This window comes from Agarivorans sp. (assembly GCF_050295395.1).
In the GTDB taxonomy this organism is placed as follows: domain Bacteria; phylum Pseudomonadota; class Gammaproteobacteria; order Enterobacterales; family Celerinatantimonadaceae; genus Agarivorans.
The window spans coordinates 1-3,215 of sequence record NZ_JBNKPP010000267.1 but is presented as its reverse complement, the minus strand read 5'-3'; the positions used below and the strand labels follow the sequence as shown (position 1 = coordinate 3,215).

5 protein-coding genes are annotated in these 3,215 nt (G+C 44.0%); 3 read left to right on the top strand and 2 right to left on the bottom strand.

Annotation, left to right across the window (positions count from 1 at the left end; genetic code table 11):
* Positions 1 to 127 precede the first annotated feature (127 nt).
* On the bottom strand, positions 128 to 1,048 hold the full coding sequence (locus tag ACQY6Q_RS15475; protein WP_088212012.1) for a chemotaxis protein CheV: 921 nt from the start codon (positions 1,046 to 1,048) through the stop codon (positions 128 to 130).
* Between the two features lie 204 nt (positions 1,049 to 1,252).
* Here ACQY6Q_RS15475 and flgA point away from each other — a divergent pair, with 204 nt between their 5' ends.
* The 3 genes from flgA to ACQY6Q_RS15460 all read left to right on the top strand — a co-directional run bounded on the left by flgA (position 1,253) and on the right by ACQY6Q_RS15460 (position 2,791).
* A complete protein-coding gene (gene flgA / locus ACQY6Q_RS15470) occupies positions 1,253 to 1,960 on the top strand; it encodes a flagellar basal body P-ring formation chaperone FlgA (protein WP_220055046.1) in 708 nt (235 codons plus the stop codon).
* Between the two features lie 76 nt (positions 1,961 to 2,036).
* Positions 2,037 to 2,363 (top strand): flagellar biosynthesis anti-sigma factor FlgM, encoded by a 327-nt coding sequence (gene flgM / locus ACQY6Q_RS15465; RefSeq protein WP_249554511.1) that lies wholly within the window; start codon positions 2,037 to 2,039, stop codon positions 2,361 to 2,363.
* A 2-nt stretch (positions 2,364 to 2,365) separates the two neighbouring features.
* Positions 2,366 to 2,791, top strand: coding sequence for a flagella synthesis protein FlgN (locus tag ACQY6Q_RS15460; RefSeq protein WP_088212015.1), 426 nt, complete (start codon positions 2,366 to 2,368; stop codon positions 2,789 to 2,791).
* Positions 2,792 to 2,913: 122 nt separating this feature from the next.
* Here the strand turns inward: ACQY6Q_RS15460 and ACQY6Q_RS15455 are convergent.
* A partial coding sequence (locus ACQY6Q_RS15455; protein WP_427982743.1) for an LPP20 family lipoprotein occupies positions 2,914 to 3,215 on the bottom strand: 302 nt, incomplete at its 5' end.

Genomic DNA, 3,215 nt, shown 5'->3' with positions numbered 1-3,215 from the left:
GCGAGTGATTTGTCAGGCACATTCACGTCCTAGATCCTATAGCAAGCACCCAAATAAGTGCCAACAATCATGTAATAAGGGCTAGATTATAGCGTAAAGCACCACTAGGCACTAACCCACACTTTCACTACAAACTTAAATGCTTGTTCACTGCCGCAGCTAATTCGTCTGGGTTAAATTTGGCGATAAAATCATTAGCGCCCACTTTTTGCACCATAGCCTGATTAAACACGCCGCTTAACGAGGTATGTAATACCACCTTGATATGCTTAAGCTTTGGATCGTCGCGGATCTCAGCCGTTAAGGTATAACCATCCATTTCTGGCATTTCAATATCCGAGATAATCAGCGGGATTTCCTCGGCCACATTGTTCATTTCACCCGCAATAGCTTTTAACTTATCGAGCGCTTCACGGCCATCTTTTGCCGTATCAATCTGTAAGTTTAACGACTCGAGCGCGCGAATAATTTGTTTACGAGCCACTGCCGAATCATCAATCACCATAATATGGTAATGCTGACTTCTATCGATTGTCAGTTGCTCATTCACTTCTTCACTGATTGCCGTTTTGACTGGTGAAATTTCATCTAAGATCTTTTCAACATCAAGAATTTCAACCAATTCACCTTCTATTTCAGTGACTGCGGTTAAGTAGGAATAACGACCAGCCCCTTGTGGTGGTGGCATAATGGCTTCCCAATTCATGTTGATGATACGTTCAACTGAACTGACTAAGAAACCTTGTACGCTGCGGTTATATTCTGAAATGATGATAAAGCAATTTTCAGTGCTGGCTAACGGACGTCCGCCGGTTGCAGCACTCAGATCGATTACCGAGATAGTCGTGCCGCGAATATGGGCGACACCTTTGACGTAAGGATTAAGTTTAGGCAAAGTCGTTAACGGTGGACATTGCAAAACTTCTTTTACTTTGAATACGTTAATCCCAAACCGTTGACGACCATTCAACTTAAATAGCAATAGTTCTAGTCGGTTTTGACCTACGAGTTGGGTTCGTTTGTTGACTGAATCAAGAATACTCGACATAACTCTGCCTTGTTGTTCTGTTTATGTACGGCCCTAAACTCGTTTGAGTATAGGCATATTAATTGCTTACGTCTTGTTATCGATAACCATAGTTGAAACTGAGTCAAACTTCTGACAAGAAATCTTGGCCGTTATGGCATGGAACAGTTTCAAACTTGATAAAAGTATAGGTGCATTCTGGCGTTACAAGCTAGTCTCTTCATTATGAAAGTAAATTTAGTCTATTTTTTGAGTATCATCGCCCTTTCCATCGCCACTAAGGCCAATGCTGAGCCCGTGGTACCTAGCATATCGGCGATATCCGAATTAGCTAAAGCTCTTATTAATGAAAAGATTTCAGTGCCATCTAACGCTAAAGTTGAGATCCTTCCGCAAACGATAGACAGTCGTTTGCTCCCTTCTCAATGTGCCTCTCCCATTCGAGTTGAGCTCGCCTCTGACCGAGAGATCAGCCGCAACAACACGGTAAAAGTCAGCTGTGATACACCCGATTTAGCCTACCCTTGGCAGATTTTTATGTCGGTGCGGGTCGATATTCTTTTCCCGGTTGTGGTCGCCAGCGAAACACTGGCACCTGGCGAACTGATCAGCCCAACACAAGTTGAAATCCGTTACGTCGACCAAAATAGTTTACGCGGTATGCAATTTAGCGATACTAGCCAACTTTCAGGAGTGCGGGTAAAACGGCGTGTCGCCAAAAACTTCCCTATTTTTGCCAATAACCTTTGTTTTGTTTGTAAGAATGATTCAGTATCAATTTATGTGCGTTCCAGCAATTTTGTGCTAAAAACCGTAGGCGAAGCGCTACAGGATGGTAATATTGGTGACCAAATTAGGGTCAAAAATAGCAGTTCAAACAAAGAACTAGATGCCATAGTCACGGCCATTGGCGAAGTCGAAGTTAGAATGTAAAATAAACTAAAGCTTTTCGATGAGCTGCCGATACCCCAGTTAAGAAATCCCCGTATACACGACGCTGGAGCCTAAAATGGCAATTGATATTAGCAAATTTAACGCCGGAGCGGCCGCGCAAGTCCGTTCAAACACAACAAAGAAAAGCAGCGAAAGTGAGCAATCGACTCAGGTTGCGGCTAAATCGACTCAACAGAAAGGTGACTCAGTTGTCATTACGGCTCAAGCTCAACAGCTACAAGGAGCTCAAACCAAAATGGCCAGCCTACCTGAAGTAGACCAAAAGAAAGTCGCTGAGATTAAACAAGCGATTGCCGAAGGGCGCTATAAAATTGACCCCGAAAAGTTGGCTGCTAACATTGCCAGCTTCGAAGCTGAATTGAATGACCTCAATAAAGAGTAACTATGACAGAAATAGCTAAACTGGTAGATCAACAACACGCCCATTTGGCTGTTCTTAAACAGATTATTCTTAAGGAAAAAGGCGCTTTGGTTGACCAAAACGCCGATTTGCTTTTATCGCTTGCGGAGCAAAAATCATCATGCCTGCAAGAACTTAAGGCCAATGATGACTTACTGGCCAATCACAGCGATAAATCCTTACTCACCTCGCAAGTAGAACTATCCCATAAAATGGCCGCCGTAAAAGAGGCCCTTGCCGAATGTAAGGATCTTAACGCTCAAAATGCCAGTCTCATCGAGATGAATTTGGCGAGTCTAAACCGTTTTGCCCAAGCCTTACAGGCGAGCCGAAACGCGACTACTCTGACTTATAACGATAAAGGCAGAACCTCGACCCTTTCTAGCTTAGGCAATGATTTAAAAGCGTAAGTCATGCATCATAAGTAAACGGGATATAAACAAAAGCCGCGCTAAAACTTAGCGCGGCTTTTGTTTATCGGTACAGCACGACGAGCAATCACGCAGCCCGAGATCTAAAACCTACCCTAGCACTAAAAATAGGTAACATCTTTAATTCTTTGTGGGCGGCTCTGCTGTTGGTAAATCTGCCATACCTTGGCAAAATCAAGTTCTAACTCAGTCACATAGTGGTCCCCTGCTGGATAGCTTTTTACCACTCGCGCGCCGCGGATGACCCCAGTCACAGACGCTTTCACATTATCATCTGTCAGCATCCAATCACTCACGCTACTATTGGCGGTGATCTTCTGTCCATACACCTGTTCAGCCAGCTCTCGATAGGCCACGATTTTTGACGCCTGCATCGCCATCAATACTCGTTGGGACTGTTCTT